This is a genomic window from Bradyrhizobium sp. UFLA05-108, assembly GCF_059803455.1.
Genome location: NZ_JBANAZ010000076.1, coordinates 13,230 through 29,828 on the forward strand (window position 1 = coordinate 13,230; position 16,599 = coordinate 29,828).

General features: G+C 56.3%; 12 protein-coding genes and 1 pseudogene. 2 read left to right on the forward strand and 11 right to left on the reverse strand.

Annotated features, from left to right (window positions below):
- Nucleotides 1–203: 203 nt before the first annotated feature.
- The 9 genes from SO140_RS37685 to SO140_RS37725 form a co-directional block, all read right to left on the reverse strand.
- Complete coding sequence (locus SO140_RS37685) at nucleotides 204–1,028, reverse strand: transglycosylase domain-containing protein (protein WP_449382951.1); 825 nt, start codon at nucleotides 1,026–1,028, stop codon at nucleotides 204–206.
- 1,063 nt (nucleotides 1,029–2,091) lie between these two features.
- Nucleotides 2,092–2,367, reverse strand: coding sequence for a LysR family transcriptional regulator (locus SO140_RS37690; RefSeq protein ID WP_449382952.1), 276 nt, complete (start codon nucleotides 2,365–2,367; stop codon nucleotides 2,092–2,094).
- A 412-nt stretch (nucleotides 2,368–2,779) separates the two neighbouring features.
- Nucleotides 2,780–4,300 (reverse strand): class I adenylate-forming enzyme family protein, encoded by a 1,521-nt coding sequence (locus SO140_RS37695; RefSeq protein WP_498543840.1) that lies wholly within the window; start codon nucleotides 4,298–4,300, stop codon nucleotides 2,780–2,782.
- Nucleotides 4,301–4,600: 300 nt separating this feature from the next.
- Entirely contained in the window at nucleotides 4,601–5,269 is a 669-nt protein-coding gene (locus SO140_RS37700; RefSeq protein ID WP_449382953.1) for a hypothetical protein, read from the reverse strand.
- A 36-nt stretch (nucleotides 5,270–5,305) separates the two neighbouring features.
- Nucleotides 5,306–6,055, reverse strand: coding sequence for a P-loop NTPase family protein (locus SO140_RS37705; protein ID WP_498540911.1), 750 nt, complete (start codon nucleotides 6,053–6,055; stop codon nucleotides 5,306–5,308).
- A 1,251-nt stretch (nucleotides 6,056–7,306) separates the two neighbouring features.
- On the reverse strand, nucleotides 7,307–8,914 hold the full coding sequence (locus SO140_RS37710) for an acyl-CoA carboxylase subunit beta (protein ID WP_498543827.1): 1,608 nt from the start codon (nucleotides 8,912–8,914) through the stop codon (nucleotides 7,307–7,309).
- 1 nt (nucleotide 8,915) lies between these two features.
- The gene (locus SO140_RS37715) at nucleotides 8,916–9,419 is read right to left on the reverse strand and encodes an acyl-CoA carboxylase biotin carboxyl carrier protein subunit (RefSeq protein WP_498543828.1); all 504 of its coding nucleotides are present in this window, start codon (nucleotides 9,417–9,419) and stop codon (nucleotides 8,916–8,918) included.
- A 1-nt stretch (nucleotide 9,420) separates the two neighbouring features.
- Complete coding sequence (locus SO140_RS37720; RefSeq protein WP_498543829.1) at nucleotides 9,421–10,896, reverse strand: acetyl-CoA carboxylase biotin carboxylase subunit; 1,476 nt, start codon at nucleotides 10,894–10,896, stop codon at nucleotides 9,421–9,423.
- 1,574 nt (nucleotides 10,897–12,470) lie between these two features.
- A complete protein-coding gene (locus SO140_RS37725; protein WP_498543830.1) occupies nucleotides 12,471–12,665 on the reverse strand; it encodes a hypothetical protein in 195 nt (64 codons plus the stop codon).
- 280 nt (nucleotides 12,666–12,945) lie between these two features.
- Here SO140_RS37725 and SO140_RS37730 point away from each other — a divergent pair.
- Nucleotides 12,946–13,133: pseudogene (locus SO140_RS37730) on the forward strand (IS481 family transposase); the annotation flags it as partial.
- 353 nt (nucleotides 13,134–13,486) lie between these two features.
- Nucleotides 13,487–13,861 carry a hypothetical protein gene (locus SO140_RS37735; RefSeq protein WP_498543831.1) on the forward strand — a complete coding sequence of 125 codons (375 nt, stop codon included), beginning with the start codon at nucleotides 13,487–13,489 and terminating at the stop codon, nucleotides 13,859–13,861.
- 386 nt (nucleotides 13,862–14,247) lie between these two features.
- Here the strand turns inward: SO140_RS37735 and SO140_RS37740 are convergent, their stop codons facing one another.
- Together SO140_RS37740 and nolL are read right to left on the reverse strand one after the other, a co-directional pair.
- The gene (locus tag SO140_RS37740) at nucleotides 14,248–14,889 is read right to left on the reverse strand and encodes a hypothetical protein (protein WP_498543832.1); all 642 of its coding nucleotides are present in this window, start codon (nucleotides 14,887–14,889) and stop codon (nucleotides 14,248–14,250) included.
- Nucleotides 14,890–15,420: 531 nt separating this feature from the next.
- Nucleotides 15,421–16,545, reverse strand: a complete 1,125-nt coding sequence (gene nolL, locus SO140_RS37745) for a nodulation factor fucose acetyltransferase NolL (RefSeq protein ID WP_498543833.1) — start codon at nucleotides 16,543–16,545, stop codon at nucleotides 15,421–15,423.
- Nucleotides 16,546–16,599 lie beyond the last annotated feature (54 nt).

Below are 16,599 nucleotides of genomic sequence, written 5' to 3' on the forward strand. Positions count from 1 at the left end.
ATAAGCGCCCTGTAGAAGTCGGCACTAGCCGGCAGCGCAAAAATGGAGAGACCGAATGTCAAGAGACGCTCACTCCGCAATGAGATCCGACGAAATGGCTCGCCGAGCACGCAAGCTCGAATGGAGTTTTGCCATGGAACGCCAGATGACGGCCAGTGGCGACGCATGATGTCAAATACCTGAGCAACGGTGGGAAAGCTGCGTTAATTCGGTGAAGTCTTCATACCTCGTACGACTACTCTGGCTGCATCGGACCGTGCTCTCAGCACTTGGTCTTCAGTCATAAACCCGGCTTCGACCAGGTTGTCCAGGACCACGTTGGCGCGAGCACGCGCTGTGGTCAGGTCGATGTGAGGGGCATAATCTGTCGGCGCCTTGATCAGGCCGACCAGCATAGCAGCTTCCGCGAGCGTCACATCGCTGGCCGGTTTATTGAAATAAAATCGCGCGGCGCCATCGACGCCGAGGGAGTCGCCGCCCATATTGACACTGTTCAGGTAAAGTCTCAGGATTTCATCTTTGGTCAGATGCCATTCGAGCCAGACGGCAAGAAATACTTCATTGATCTTGAGTCCGATGCCGCGCTCGGTGTTCGAAAGCAGAGTCCGGGCGAGTTGCTGGGTGATCGAGGAGTCATCCTGGTGATCGTTCTGTGTTCTTGCCAGGAGAGCGTGGAGATCACCGGGGAAATCGATGCCGAAATGTTCGTAGAAGTGGCGGTCCTCGGTTGCGAGCGTGACCTTGATCAGAGCATCGGGAAAATCCTCAAGCGGGGTCGAAACACCACGGTCAACCGGCCTGCCACCAATCGGATCGCCGAACTGATCAAACAGACACGCCGCGACGTTGCAAGCCTTCAGCCAATCCTCTTGCAGGGGAGCGCGAATGGTGGGAACCGCAAGCGCCAACAACAGGATCAGTCCGCCAAAAATCAGAGTCAGAGTTTCGGAAAAGGGCTCGAGAAGCAGCCAGCGCTGCCGTCGGCCGAGAGAGATGCGGTCTAAGAATCGCGAGTAACGGCCATACAATGTCCGCAACTCCCTTGCGCAGAATACTAGGGCGGAATCGGAAGACAGCTGAGGGGCCGACAAGGAGTGCCGGAGCGTGGTCCACCGTTTCGGCGGAATAATCTGACTCACGTGGATCTTTCAGTTCTTGCTGTGTGCGTGGGGCCGCGCGAGGAGGGCGCTGCGACCGAGTGCGTGTCTCAATTTCAGCTCACGGGTCCGCCTAGGATTGCGGAAGCCGAACGAAATGACTGGAGTTCGTCTTTGGAAAAGTCGGACAATCCAACTTGATCCATCCTGGTCACAAGAACGACGGATCGCCGGTACTCACCTGAAAGTCGCTCGAGCTGCAGTGTCTTCGAGCGCCGCATCTTACGAGCCGTATCGAAACAAATGACGTTCTGACCAGGCATCGATGCTCCCGCTGTCTGATGTGGAGTCTGCTCTCTAAATCGGCGAGCAGATTCGGCCGCTCACATAGAGGGCAAGTGTGGCGTCTTCGCGCGGTCGCTGAAGCGAAAAATCGGCAACAGCTGACATCTTTCGCAAGTGCGTCAACTTTCGTCCGGAAAAGTCGGCGAGAACGGTCGTTACCGCCGGCTGCAGTCGATCTGGTCCGTGAGCTTAATGATGTTTCGTTGGCAGATTCGAAAATGGTCCCGAGCGGAAACCAGCTCCCTTAAGTCTGTGCTCGCTACGCCGCGCGTAGCCGCGATTGCCCACGCATTGAGGCAGAATTCTAGGACTTTGCGGGTTTGCCGCGCCCCCAAAAATGGGCAGTGCCGCCAGTCAAGGGCGGCTCGTCTGCTCGGCTTGGCCGCGCCAGACCGGTCAAGTGTTGAAAAAGTACGGCTTTGAGATCGAGCCCGCCAGAGGTTGATGACATTCTTCGCTCGAAAGAAAGGCCAGGCGGTTCGCTGGCGCTGATGGGTCTCCCTGTCATGGAGACGCCATTCATGACGGTGTGTCTCGGTGAGATCGATCCGAAAGCCTCTCTCGCCGATGTTCTCCATCGCCGAAACCGGACGTGCGTTAAGGCGCGTCGCGAAAGTGATCGTCACGTCTGGATTTCTGTGCCAGGAATTTAGGACGTCGCGGTGCCGACCTGCGCGTGCTGAAGCTTAGCAAGATCGTCGTCGCGATCGAGCGTATCGCCCTTGGCGCAAACGTTGAAGGAGGCAGTATTGATCTTCCCCAGCGCTTCGCGAACATCGCGCGCATAGGCCTCGCCGGCAGCGGTCAGGCGGATCGTGTGGCCCACGCGCGCAAAAAGTGCGATCTCGAGCTGCTCCTCCAAGCTCTTGATGTGCCGGCTGACCGCGCTCTGGGTGAGGCTGAGCTCGCGAGCTGCTAGGGTCACGCTGCCTGTTCTGGCCGCGGCGTCAAAAGCTGCGAGCCTTGCGGTGGACGGAAGAAACCGGCGGGATGTTGGCATTTTTGCTCCAAACGAGGATAGTCGTTTAGCAACGATGATTGCGTTGAAAAGGCGGCGGTGTACACCTAAGGAGGTGTCCATCCTCCACCGATTGTTCGAGTCAATTCGCTAGCCTCGAAACTGCCTCGACGGTTGGGAAACGAGCTACGCCGGATGAATACCACGCAAAACGATCTCCGAGGTCCTGTTGAGCACTAGACCGGTATTTCCGTTTAATCGACACCATCACGTGAGAGTTGGATGAGCTTCTTGCTGCACGCGCGAGCGAAGTGCATAGGTACGGTGGGACAGGAACCGTTGCAAGCGACCGAGATTCCGATCGTTAATTGCTGAAGCCTTACTCGCCTGATTGAGAATCGATTTTTCTGAGCACACTATGCTGAATCTTGCCTAGTACCGTTCGCGGCAATTCTTTCGTGAAAATGATCTCGCGTGGCACTTTGAAGCGCGCCAGATGCAATTGCATATGCATTACGAGTGCCTCCGCGTTCATCCGGGAATCAGGTCGCCTGACCACATAGGCGATCGGTACCTCGTCCCATTTTGGGTCCGGCCGGCCGATGACCGCGCACTCAGCAACATCAGCGTGCTCTAAAAGTACACGTTCGATCTCCGCCGGATAGATGTTTTCCCCGCCGGAAATGATCAGGTTCTTCTTGCGGTCATGAACCCAAAAATAGCCGTCGGCATCGCGACGGGCGATGTCGCCAGTACGATACCAGCCGTCATGCATCGCCTCGCACGTGGCTGGTTGATTGCCCCAATACTCGCAAAAAACATTAGGGCCGCGCACCGCGATCTCACCCGGAGTCCCCGCGGGCAATTCGTTGCCGCCGTCATCCGTGACCATCGCTTCGCAGCATAGTCCGGGTAGGCCGGTCGACCCCTCCCGTGAAAGGTCACCGCCGAGCCTCGTATAAACCGCAATGGGGCTCGTTTCCGTGGAACCGTAAACTTGAAGAACAGGCAGCCGGCACGCAACCAAGCGATCGATTAGGTGCTGCGGCACTGTCGTTGAGCCTACCGAGACCGCTTTCAGCGACGACAAATCGATCGTCGACCACCTAGGGTCGTCGGTCAAGGCCTGAATGATCGCAGGCACCAGGACGGTCAAAGTTGGTCGATCATGCTTGAGTGCAGCAAAGGTGGCGTCAGTCGTAAACCGCGAATGGATGGTGACGGTTGCGCCAAGCTGTAATGCGGGCGTCGTCTGAATGTTCAGCCCGCCGACGTGGAATAGCGGTAATACGGTCAGTACATGATCGTCCGATGTGAGTGCGTGCATATGCTGGCTCATCACGCCGTTCCACAACAAAGCTTCCTGGCGCAGCACCGCTCCCTTCGGCCGGCCTGTGGTTCCCGAGGTGTAGACGATCAGAAGCGGGTCGGTCAGGTCCGCGCAAGGGTAATAGCTGTCCCGCCGTGTCTGATCCAACAGGTCCTCCCACGCGCGAGTGCCGGAAGGCGCAAAGTCGAGGCCCACTGTCGCGACCTCGGGCAGTGCCTCTGCTAGAATCGACAGAAGTACTTCAAAAGCCCGCTCAATGACCAGAACCTTAGCGCCAACGTCGGACAAAATGAAAAGCTGCTCAGTAGCCGCGAGCCGCCAATTCAAGGGCACTAAAATCGCCCCGAGCCGCGCGCAAGCGTAGAGGAGAACGAGGTAATCAGGGCGGTTGAGGCTGAGGACGGCAACGCGATCGCCTCTGTTGACGCCGAGCCCGTTTTTCAGGGCCCGCGCAGCCCGATCAATGCGTCTATTAAGGTCGCCGTAACTTAAGGTATCGCCCTCGAAATGGATTGCGGGTTTGTCAGGACCGAACGCTGCGTTGCGCTCAATCAGTGTACAGAGATCCACCATCCTTCATCCTCGGTCGTTGGGCTCTCACAAGGCTCATGCCTGCGTTTTCTGAACCTGACTTGTCAGCGTCCATTTGAAGGTTGCGATCGTGCGTCACGTTTCTGGGGCCGGTTTAGCTGAACGGGAAAGAGTGTCACGCGAGACCGCCTGCAAAGAAGAATCTGCCCGGATCTCGTACAGCCCAGGCTGTGGCAGGGCGGCGGGCTTGGAACCAGATCGTGTTCGGCATTCAGTGGCCGTTACATAGTTATGGAAGCCGATCGACTCGTATGTCCTGTGTTCGTCGTGGATCACCGCTCACAACGAGCGCCGGGGCAGCAGACTCGATTCGAGATCACGAAAGATGGTGTAGTTTCGTCGAATCCACTCATGCAGTTCAGTCGAGGAATCCTTTTCTTGGCGCAGATAGCCGGTGAAAGACAAACTTAATCGGCAGATAAAGGCATTCAGAAACACCGGCAGCGCCGCGAGCCGGAGCGTGCGGCCGCGCTTCATGGCCTCGAACAACTCGCCGCGAACAACGAATTCGTTATGCACGGTGATCAGAATATGCCGCGGAACTTGCCAGCGTAGCATCTCATAGGCTCGCGATGAGACACGGTCGATGTCAGGTACGAACAGGACGATTGGCACGACGTTGTGCAGTATCGCCTCGCGTAAGAAGTCGATTTCGCTGCACACCTTGAAGAATTCGTCGAAGGCGTGGAAGCCAAGGTCTATCACCTTGGCCACGCTATCGTTGATGATTAGTCGGTCAATTAGCTGCATCTTGCCGTAGGTGTCCATGACATCTGCTGTCTCAGTGATGGAAGGAAGGTAGTCAAGCAACGACGGCTCCTTCAAGTTGAGGTCGAAGGAGAGCACCGTACCGTTCTTCAGCAGCAAGAACTCGCTCAAGAGCCGCGCGATCAGCGTCTTGCCGACCTGCGGGCTCGCAGAGCAGATGATATAGACCGGCGTTACCAAAACTGCGCATCCAGCGCTGCATAAGTCCTCGAACGACTATCTTTCTCCCGCACGGGTCACCGATTTGGCGCCGGCGAGGTCTGTTAGGTTGATGCGGTCATACTCGCTCCACACATTGGCGAGCCAATGCCGGACGTATCCGCGCAGCACGAAGGAATAGTTAGCGGCGTCATCGTGCGGCCCCTTGTTCGCGACAAAATTGACGAACGGGACGGAAGCGACCTCGACCTGTTCATAGGCCATCTCGTTGAGTTTCGGGATTGTCAGGTCGGTGGCGTCTTTGATGCGGTGGAAATAGGAATTGTAGGTCGACTGGTCCCACTGAAAGAATTGGGTGTCATTGATGAAGTTCTTGACCAGGAAGTATTTTGCGCCGGCCATGAAATTGCTCGTCTCGGCGATCTCGTCCAGCGAGGCGATAGACGATCCCAATACGTGGAAAACGGCAAAGGTGATTTGGCCCGATCGCGCGGCGTCCAAAAAGCCTATGTCGCGAAGCGATGCTAGTGCGGGGGACATCAGTCCTGCGCGCACGTCGATCACGCTGACGGAGAGGCCCGCGTTTAGCGTGTCGAATATCTTCATCTGGTCTGCGGTCCTTGTCATATCCACAATTTCAGTGATCGCGGGATGAAAGCGCTTTAGCGTTCCGCGGGGCGACTCGGTGTCAAATGCGCGGGTCTGCACATTGTTCGCGCTGAAATAGTCCAGAAGAGTCCGGGATACGGTCGTTTTGCCGACGCCGCCCTTGTCCGCGCCGACCACAATCACAACTGGCTTTGCCATGGAAGTCTTTTACCTCAAGATATTTGTTTAACCGGGAGAACCGCAAAGTGCGGCTGTATGTGTCTTGCGATGCTCTGGAGCCGAACATGGCAGAGACAAGAGATCGCGCGATGTCTTAAAACGTCAACGACACGAGTGTCGGGGAGTCTCCTAGCGCCAGGGCCGCACGAGGACGATGGCGGCGATGAGCCGATGAAACGGCAGTGGGCGATAAGCCGTCGGCGCACCGTCGTGGTTCGTACGCGCGGTTGGCAGTGAGCGATGATAGGCAGCGCGTCCTCGACAGGCCGTCGATACTCGGCAAACCGATAGTCATCGAGGGCTGATTGGAACTGGGCATCATCACGCTGACCTCTCAAGGACAGCGGATTCAGAGCTTGCGAAGTTAGAATGACGATCCTCCATCGTGATGTGGAGCATGACAGGGACAGCTTGCATGTTCGTTCCTAAGATATCTGAAGAGGCAGATTGATTATCTCGTTTCATGGGTCTCGAATAAGCTTGAGGCTGAGGTTATGGGCTATGGAGTGTCCATGCATAGCGCTTTCCGGTGCGCGCAGGGCGGAGCCCCGGCTCCAGGCTGAGGTGAATCCAAATCTGGAGCGTCTGACTGAACCGAGAGGGGGGACGAACTCCCGCCTTCCAAATTGCCGGTCATGTCCGGCCTATTGAGCCCGAAAAGGCAGACGATGATGGCAAGGACGAGTAGCGCGCAGCCTATCCACCTCCGAATCCAAAGTGTTGGCATTCAGGCGTTCCTTAGCGCGATGGTGCCGACGACCGCGAAGAGGGAGCGGCTCGCTCCTCGGTCGAATGACCGCGGCTCGGGCGGACGATCTCCTGTGCGCGGGTAGAAAGTCGCATCGTTCATGGGGGGGTCCTATTATAGTTCAGGCGCGAGCGATCCTCAGGCCAGCATTCTCGAGCGCAGCCAGAATCTCGCTTGCAACGCCCTGCGCACCACCCTGGTGCTCACCGATCAAGTTTGACGCCACGATATCCGCGATAATCGCGTACGCTCTCTGGCGATGGGTGAAATCGTCCTCAACATAGTCACCGCAGGCATTGCAGGCGAGCACCGGTCGGCCGCTCCAGGGGTCGTGAAATGCGGTTAGGTCATTGGCGTTACAATTCGGGCACTGCATTGGTGGCTCTTGGCATGTTTCATTCTTGCTCTGTGCTCATCTATTCAAGCGAGGATGCACTCAATCGTTCGCCGCAATCGCTCTTCGAGCCGACGCGACCGCTACGCTACATTCTGAAAACGCCGTAGTGCGGTGCTTCGATTGGAGCATTAAGCGAGGCGCTCAAGGCGATTGAGAGTGCGTTTCGGGTATCTACGGGATCAAGAATGCCATCATCCCAAAGCTCGGAAGTTGCGTAGTAGGCGCTCGATCGCTCCCGATAATCCGTCATGATTGGTTCTCGAATGGCCGCCAGTTCCTGATCGGACAAACGCCCACCTTCACGAGCCAATTGCCTTGCCTTGACGTGGGTGAGTACGCCCGCCGCCTGCTCGGCCCCCATGGCCGAAATCTGCGATTGTGGCCAGGTAAACATAAAGCGTGGATCGAATGCGCGACCAGCCATGGCGTATGTTCCCGCTCCGTGGGAGCCGTTGCAGATCACTGTAAGCTTGGGCACCGACGCTCCAGAAACGGCCATGATGAGGTTGGCGCCATCTTTGGTGATGCCGCCATGTTCGTACTCCCGTCCAACCATAAAGCCGGTGGTATTCTGCAGAAAGAGCAGGGGCGTCCGGTTCTTGTCGCAGAGTTGGATAAAGTGAGCGCCCTTCATCACGCTGTGATTCTGCAGCACACCATTGTTCGCGATAACGCCGATCTGATACCCGTGGAGGCGCGCAAAGCCGCATACCAGGGATTGGCCATAGTTCGGCTGGTACTCATGGAATCGGCTGCCATCCACCAAGCGCGCGATGATCTCCCGAATGTCGAACTGAACGCGAGGATCTTTTGGAAGAATGCCGTATAGCTCGGACGCATCGTAGACCGGAGGCTCCGGAGCGGATCGATCAATGGCTTCTTTCGTCGGACGCGTCAGGCGAGCAACAATGTCCCGGGCAAGAGCAATCGCATGCATCTCGGAAGTCGCGGCGTAGTCACCTGTTCCTGAGACGCTCGAATGCATGTGAGCGCCACCAAGCTCTTCGGCAGATACCACCTCTCCGGTGGCTGCCTTTACGACTGGAGGCCCGCCGAGGAAGATGGCTCCAGTCCCCTGCACCATGATGTTGTAATCGCTGAGCGCCGGAACATAGGCCCCTCCAGCGGTACAGTGCCCCATGACGATGGCAATTTGCGGCACTCCCATCTTAGAGAGAATTGCTTGGTTACGCAGGATTCGACCTGCGTGATAGCGGTCTGCGAAGAACTCCGCTTGCAGAGGCAAGAACCCGCCGGCGCAGTCGCAAAGATGGACCACCATGAGGCGGTTCTCAATTGCGATATCTAGTGCCCGTACGATCTTTTTCACGGATAGTGGATACCAAGCGCCGCCCTTTACACTGGAATCATCTGCATGAACAATGACCTCGCGACCCGCGACTATGCCGACGCCGACGACCTGCGCGGCGCACGGCACCTCGCCATCATAGGCCTTGTTGCCAGCGAGCGTCGAAAGCTCGAGAAACGGAGTTTCGGGATCGAGCAACGCCTCGATCCGATCTCGAACAAATAGCTTGTTTTGCTGCCGCAGACGCGAAAGGTCTCGTGCCGGTCGGTCGAAGCGAGCGGAACGTTGGCGTTCCTTCAATTCGGCCGCAAGCCGTCGGTTATGGAGCTCGTTGAGGCGGAATTCTTCTGATCGGGTGGCCGCGCGAGAAACGATCCGCTGCATATCAGCGTCCTTCCTCGGAAAACGTAACCAGCGCGGAGTCTCGCTCGAAGCTTTCGCCGACTTTAAAGTGTATGCGCTCGACCACACCGTTCCGCGGGGAGCGTACGACAAATTCTAACTTCATACTCTCGGCCAACATCAGCCTAGCGCCTGCGGAAACGACATCACCAGGTGAAACCTCGGTCGCAACCACGACGCCCGGCATCGGTGCGCGGGCTACAAGATCATCCGCCTGCGCGTGTGACGAAGCGAGCGCTCGCAATTGATCGCGATATTGTAGGATGTGCGTCCTACCGCGGATATGCAGGTAAAGCGTATCACCGCCGATTGCGAATTTGACCGGGATGGTGTCGCTCGGAATGACAAGAAGACCGCTGCCGTCGAGTTGATGCAAGAACGTCACCGGCGCAATGACCTCGTCATCCAGGTGAAGACGATAGCCGTGTTGGCCAGGTGAGAGCCACAATTCATAATTCTCAACATCAAGCGCAAAAGAGTGCCTCACGTCAGTTTCTCCACTTGCCGAGCTCCGCGTGGAGCGTGGGTACGGCATCTGCCGAATCACGAACGGCCCTGGTCAGGAGCGCGGCGGCTGCTAGGACGGCGGGTAGATCGCTCGCACATTGACCAACTGCGACGTGCGGATTGTCATCGAGATACCCGGTATGGATCTGTCCAGTCAAAAACGCCTCGTCCACGAGCAGACGCGAAAGGAAATCGACGTTTGTCTCGCAGCCAAGAAGCACCAACTCGCGCATTACGCGTTGGGACGTTGATGCGGCTTCGCGGCGCGTGTGCGAATGTACGACGACCTTTGCGAGCAAGGGATCGAATGCTGTCGTAATTTTCTGACCTTGAACGATTCCGCTGTCAATTCGTACGCCCGCAGTCTCTGGGTACTCCAGCTTGAGTATCTGGCCGGTCGTCGGAGCGTAGTCTCGTTCAGGAGATTCAGCATATATTCTGGCCTCAATCGCGTGACCCTTTGAGACGATATCGGACTGCGAAAAGCGGAGCTTGTGACCCGCAGCGATATGAAGCTGTTCGGCAACAATGTCGATGCCGGTGACCATCTCGGTTACGGGATGCTCAACCTGAAGCCTGGTGTTCATCTCAAGGAAGTAGAATTCACTTCCATCAAAGATGAACTCGACAGTTCCCGCATTTCGATAGTTGGCGCTACGAGCGATGCCGACCGCCATTTCGCAGACCCGTTTCCGCAGCTCCGGCGACAAGGCAGGTGAGGGCGTCTCCTCAATGATCTTCTGGAAACGGCGTTGCACCGAGCACTCTCTTTCGAAGAGGTGGACCACGTTTCCGAAGGAATCGGCTAGCACCTGCACTTCGATGTGGCGCGGGCGTTCAGCATAGCGTTCGACGTAAAGTCGGCCGTCCCCGAAGTACCGCTGCCCCTCCCGGCGTGTTTGAGCAATCGCGTCGTCGAGAAGTTCGAGATTGCGCACAATCCGCATACCCTTGCCGCCGCCGCCCGCTGACGGTTTGATTAGCAAAGGGAGGCCAAGGGCTCGCGCTCTAGAAAGGAAGGTCTCTGGATCGTCTTCTTCGACGGCTGAAGGCGCGACGGGAAATCCACTTTGCTGAACAAATCTGCGGCCGCGGATTTTATCACCCATTAGATCGATGCTTTCGGAAGTGGGCCCGACGAAGGCAATGCCTGCCCTGGCAACGGCTCTCGCGAAGTCAGCGCTCTCCGATAGAAAGCCATAGCCGGGATGCAAGGCGCCGGCACCTGCTCTGACGGCGCAAGCGATGACTTGCTCGGCATCAAGATAGGCCGCGCTCGGTGAGCGACCCTCGATGACAATCGCTGCGTCCGCCATAGAAACGGCCGGCGTGCCCGCATCGACGTCGTGGTAGACGATAGCTGATCGTAGCCCTAACTTGCGCAACGTCTTGATGATGCGCACAGCTATCTCGCCCCTATTGGCGATAAGAACTGTATTGAAGGGCAGGATCTGCATCCGCGTACTCGTCCAAGGAGGGGGGAATCACGACGTTCGAGAGCTGTTGGGTCTACGAGCAGCTGTCCGTACCAGTCACATAAAGGTGAAAATCCCCGCGACTGTCCTTTGGAGGCTGGAAACGCCGACCGGGACCATCAAAGGTATGAGCTGAAGTCATTTCGAGCTTGATTTTGCTTTTGCACTTTCATGCACTGAGATCACGTAGCGACACTGGTCACTCAAGCTGGTGAACTTGGTTCGAAGACAAGAAGTGATAGCCTCGACATCCGGGATGGCACTGCTGCACAGCCGAAACACGTCCGGGGTGCAAGCCTTCTGCTCATCCGCCGTCGCTTGTCGATCTCCGGCGATTGCGCATTCAAAGGTTAGAGAATTCAAAGCCGCAAAAACAATGAAAACCATGAGGTGGCAACCTGCTCGATAGGCCCGATCAGGTAGGGGACGCTGCATTCGGTTCACGAAATCCTCTTTGATGGTGAGTTGTGCCGTGTTGAGTGTCGTGCACGACACTCAACAAAGGAGGCCAAAGGCTCAGATTAGCGACGTTCCCGGCAAGAGGCCCATTTGAAGGTGGAAGTCGGAGCGATGGTGTTGGCCGTCGGTGCGATCGCCGTCACTGCAAGGTGAGCTCGAACGCATCCGAAAATGGCAGATGACAGACACGTGCTAAACTCGGCTCGGGACGCCAGTTAGCTGCACGTCGTTCATTTCCATCACAATGTTCTGTGTCGGGCACGCGCGTAACGCGTAGGGTTGGTGCTGTACCGGACACCTATCCGGTTTGTGACGATGAGTACGATACGACATTGTATGTGTGTCTGGATCCTGATGATGTCGTGCGGCGAGACCTGGACAGGCTAGACATTGACGATCCCTAAACGACTTCGAGCGTCGGCCTCGCCGGAGACCACCGCCACTTGTTCGATACCTTACAATTTGACGCTACGTACGATTCAAGCCTTCCGAGCGGCTTACTTGATGAAATTGTGTGAATTCGTATGGCAGCGGCAGGCGTATCATTTGCGACAATGTCTAGAGGCAGGGCGAAAGGAAAAAATGAGAGACGACTTCGCGGCTCACCCCGCGAAATCACAGTGCATCGTGGCCGATCCTGGTAAGCGATCGTTTTGATCGCACCTTCTTGTGGCGCGAGGATAGGCGAGGTTAACGATTTCTTTGAAGGGATCGGCTCGTGGCAGCGGCTGTTGCCATCGCGTTGTTCCGATGCTGGGACAATCGGTTGGACCTCAAAGATTAAGGTTTGTCCGTTGCGTACGGACTACGGCGTCAATGCGCGACGCGCCTTCGTTGCACGTATGGGGCAGCTATTGAATTTCCGTCGGTGCTGACTGAGAGCAAGTGTCGTGCTCGGCGCGCCCCCTTATCTCAATGTGCCCGAGCCGCAATCCAGCAGTTCGCGCAGCAGAGATCGATGCCCTGCAGCGACGTCTGGAGTGGGTGACCGATCAGACAAGTCGCGGGTCCAGAACAGTCCATCATCGAAGTCCCTCGTGCCGAATCAGCTCGGCGCGAGGGAATCAGAACCCGCTGATTAGACGGACTCTACGACTCTATCTGCACTCCGGGTCGACCAAGCAAAAAAAGGTTCGGCAGACCCATTCCATCTCCGGGCTGGCGCTGCAAAGATCGAACGTATCGGCGACCTGCGCATTGGTGTCGACCGGTGCTGCGGCCTCAGCGACAAAAGTCGGCTCCGTCGCTGCAATCGTTATGGCGGTCGCAGTCACAAACAAGAATGTTTTCATCGATCGTCACTTCTTTAGCTAAACCCACCCGTCCTTCTGCTTAACAGAGCCAACGCAAAACACAAATCTAACGTTACGTCAGGTTACATCTGGAGATTATTACTCATCAACGCAGGTTTCCGATGGCGTATTGGGCTCGGCTTCCGATCGCGCTCGCGTAGTTGGGTTTTGGCGATTGGAAGCGGGATTACGGCCGCGGCAGGTCGAGGCCGCGCAACATTCTTGTATGCTGCGCTCTTTAGAAGACGCAGCGCGAGGGATCGCCGATCGTTCGACTGATCCCGGGGAAGCCAGGTCGACTGTCCTTTTCGTCAAGGAAGAGGTGATCATCGTCGCTTTCCGGGCTGCACACGCTGCTGCCGCTCGACGATTGCCTCTATGCGGGGCCAACCGACCATCCCGCGTCTGACGCGGTCATCCCAGCATCGCTGCCTCCAGCGCCATGTCATCTGCCGATTGCCGGAGGTCAAAGCGATCCGGAGACGTTGCGAGACATGAAAGAGTTGGCCGCTCAGTCGCAAGACGACACCACGCGTGGGTCAAACGGAAAACGGTCCGTTCTACGTCCGCCCGCGCGCCGTGAACGAGAACGACGAACTAAGCAGAGACGGTCGCATGAGAGGCGGCAGCGCTTGCGAGGCGAGCCGAAGAGTTGCTGTCAGCGCACCTCCGCGTCCGCAAGATTGGGAGGTCATGTGCGCAGGCTTAGCAATGGGTCACGGTTGGAGCCAATTAGATTTGGTGGTGACCTGAGGAAAAGCTTGAAATGCACATAACGTCACATTGTAGGTTCGGAGCGCGAAACATTAAAGGTAGCCACCATGCTTCAATCGCAATTGCATTCGCTCTCCACTTACGCGCTCGGCATAGAGCACGGTATCATACCAGGCGACTATCCCGTAGGTGCCAAATGCGGCGTGTCTAAGAACGAACAGGAGGAGGCTGAAAATATATGGGCCTACTGCTTCTCACCTCAGGATCGGATCAAGTACATTCGCAAGAATCGTTCGCAGTTTGAATTTCACGACTACAGCCAGATGGTCGGGGTCGTGCGGGGCCGCTGCTTCACCGGTTCCGCCTCGGAGCTGGTCAACTGGCGCCGTCGATTCAGGGTATGGGCATGGCGCGCTGTCTTATTGTTCTGTGTGGCGACGTGGGTAGCCATTGTCCTCGCCGTAATTCGAGCGGCCGGTTGAACGTTGGCAATTGAGCCACTACGAGCAAAGCAACACATTAGTTCGGATCGATAGAGTGCCGAGAAGCCGCGGAAGCATCTGCTAGTCTGCATTTGCGGGCGGCGTTCGGTTGCGCCAAAAGCTCGCCAAGCGATGTGTCGTTCATTACCCACCGGGGCGGATAGCCGGCATGGATGATGCTGCGGCTTATATGAGTGTATCTGCGATGCCGGGAAGGAAGTCCTGCTTTGGCGTGAACTTGGAGATTGGGCGGCGAGATCAGGTGCCGCCGCTGTACTAAAACGTCGTCTTGTCGAGCCACCCCACGCTGAGGCGAAAGCAGCTCGACGTCTCTTTTGCAAAATCATGTGCTCTATCTCATAGCGATGGCAAGGCCATCAGCTATATCATGCGGCAGCTACGACAGCGATAATCAACTTAACAAGAAGTCCAAGTTCGACTCGAGTAAAAGATGTGCGTCCTAAAATGAGTCTGGCGATCTCTGTTCGGTTGGAAGGAGTTCGCATGCTTGGGGGTAATGCCAAGACTGCTTCATCGAAAAGCCGTCCCAGTGTCAGAAGCTCTTGTGGCTCGTATAGCTTGCCGTACTCCTGCTCCAGACGGCTCGCGCCCTCTTTGATTGCCGCACTGTCGGCTTGTTCGTCGATTTCCGGGCATAGGCCGAGCTTCGCCGCTACGAGTTCGTTTGTAAGTGCATCGAGGAGCCGGGTCGCCTCGAGTGCGCTCTCGTCCTCGCAGATCAGCCTTGCAACCTCTTCAATTTGTAGCTCGATCCTCTGCTTAAGATATTGAATACGCGAATTGCAGGGATGAAGGTGCTCAGCACGTTCTCGAGGCGGCGGTGCTGTGGGGATATTTGGATCGGTATCGGCTTTCAGTTGAATGGGCGATGAGTGGGCGAAAGCGCGTAGAGGAAGGACAAAATATCGAAGGAGCTGCGAAAAGAAACAAACCACTATCTCCCGATAAGCTTGGTTCAGGCCCTCAACTGGCCTGGATTTTCTAGGCACGTACGTTGTCATAGTCATGGCTGCCTCATGTATCGTTCTGGCACACGGATCTTCTGTTGCGCAGCGCTGGCCTGCAGCCCGCGTGAGGATGCCGCTTGACGAGACCTGCCGATAACCGTTCGAACGGCCCTTCTGAAGCCTTGCTGTTGAGCAGGTGGCGAACGAGGCCACCTGGAGGAACTGCCCTCAACAGCCGACGATTAATCCTCACGACCTGCTCCATCCCCGAGCTCAACCGCCGCGTTGACTAGCAGTGTTCCTCAGGTTCGGTAAAATAGATTGTTATGATGGAGCGCATTCACCTCATGGATAGAACGGTGCGACAATGACTCCATCGCGGATTACGTCCACGGCAGTCAACCGCCGGGCTCGTTGCGGCACACAATTCGACCGCGTCTGGTCGAGCTTTGCGCTGGGAGCTGCCGAACGTTGAGGCGGCGGTGCTACGCCCTCGAAGTGCTTTTGTATCGGCGGCGTAGGTTGGGCACTATGGCTTTTGACAAGTGTTTCTGTCGCGCGTCTCGATCAGCGCCTCTGGTTTTTGCAGGGCTAAGTAGAAACAGATTGAGTTTTCAGCAGACCTGAGCGTGGCGGTGCTCCGAGAACAATTCGCGACATTAATCCAAAGTCTTGCACAATCCAGCGAATGCCTGTCGCGATAACAATAATGGTCACACCAAGCGAAATCGCGACCGCGATCCTGGTCGATGGATCCCAGAGCTCTCCAAACTGGACCAGGTCCATGAGACGAAAGACGCTTCCTTGAAGGAGATAAAGTAGCAGGGTGCTCTGACCCAGGTCTACCGCGATAAAGCGAGCTATCCGACTTGAACCACAAAAGTTCCAGCATCGCAGCATCACTTCCGCGGCGACAGCTGAGGCTGCTGCAGAGCCAACGAACATAAGCGATACTTGTTTGGCCGACTGTGCATCGTGAATCAGAACTAGATTGCTATAGGCATAAGTCTCCTTGTCCCAAGCCAGGAAGCATACGCAAGCGAGACCAAAGAGCAAGAGAAGCAAAAGGGACTTGTGACATAAGAGGGCGCTCGTCCGCCAGTCAGAAGACTTGGCGAGCACGAACCCGAGGCAAAAGAACGGATAAGTGTACCTGATCAAGGGGAATATCGAAAATGTGACCGGCGCGAGTGCGATCAGGACCGCAGATACGGATACCATCCATGTCGACCGCAGATTAGCAGCGATGAGAAGTCCAACGAGAAGAAAAGAAGCAAACGTTGCCCATATAAACCAGTATGTGCCAGCGAACTCCCTTGGGAATTCCAGCGCACCGTTTACTACGCTTGGCGCGGGCGAAAATGCGGCCAACTTAACCGTTTCCATGAGCGTGCCCCAGAACAGCATAGGCAGCAGTAGCTGCACCGCGCGTTCCTTGACGCTGCGAGTGAAAGATTTTCGCAAAAGTGCGCCCGAGGACAGATATCCGCTAATCGCCATGAAGAGGGGCATGTGAAACATGTAGATCGACTTGAAGTATGGTGAATACCAATACTGATTATCTCTGTAGACGACATATTGTAATAGGTGTCCCACGATCACCAGAATGATGAGGATGCCTTTAGCGAAATCAAAACCCAGATTTCTGTCGGCTGAGCGCGAGTTGCGTTCTGTCGACGCTCTTGGTGTCTTGTCAGTATCAAGCTCTCTAACCATTGTTCCGTGCGCACGCCGTTGGCAGGTTGTCCGCTTTTGGTTCTGCCCTATTTC